The following is an 827-nucleotide window of genomic DNA, read 5'->3' on the forward strand; positions in this document are numbered from 1 at the left end:
ACAGCTACTGGACTAATATATGCTGTAATTGAAGATATCAGAAGCAAAGTAAGTGACTATAGAAAATCTCCTGATAAAGTACATTATCCATTAGATATACTGATATTTCTAATACTCATAACTAGAGTTCAGGGAATTGTAGATTGTGATGAGATCGCTGACTATTACAATCTCCATTACCTAGAACTGTTTGTAATGGTTCCAGGAATTCCGAAATACAGAGGTAAGATCTCTGTAAGTACGATTCAGGTAGCCATGTCTATGTTAAGACCTGAACAAATCTCTAGATTCTTTGAAGAGAACTTCACAAAAATCAAAATACAGATTGAAGAGCAAATCCTCTACCATAAAGAAAAGATTGCAACTCGACCTGAAAACATCAAAGATACTTTAGGATTTGATGGTCAGGAGATGAAAGGTACCTACCGCAAAGGTGAGTGTAAAAGAAAGTGCAAAGGAGGTATTGTTACTCAGTTGTATAACTGCACTCAGAGAATATCTCTAGGTTTTGAAATTTCTGACAAGAAGAACCATGAAAGAGACGATATTCTGCCAATTCTGTCAAGAATAACCATTGATGGAATGGTAGTCATGTGCGATGACTTAAATGCACAGGCAGCAGTATCTAATGCTGTAATCAAAGCAAATGGCATTTATATGTTTCCACTAGGAAAAAATGGTAATAAAGAGCTTCTAATTCATGTAGAAGCTATTTTTAACCGACAGCACAAAAATGTCCAAATATGGGAATCAAAGAAACCTACTAATAAGCAGAATAAACGAGATCATGGCAGATATGATTCTACAAAAATTGAAATATTACCTGC

The 827-nt window shown here is 34.9% G+C and carries 1 protein-coding gene; it reads left to right on the top strand.

Annotated features, from left to right (window positions below):
* Positions 1–827 (top strand): hypothetical protein (locus tag J5V48_RS09755; RefSeq protein WP_219938457.1); only part of this gene is annotated, 827 nt, incomplete at both ends.

This window comes from Succinivibrio faecicola, assembly GCF_019448115.1.
Classification (GTDB): domain Bacteria; phylum Pseudomonadota; class Gammaproteobacteria; order Enterobacterales; family Succinivibrionaceae; genus Succinivibrio; species Succinivibrio faecicola.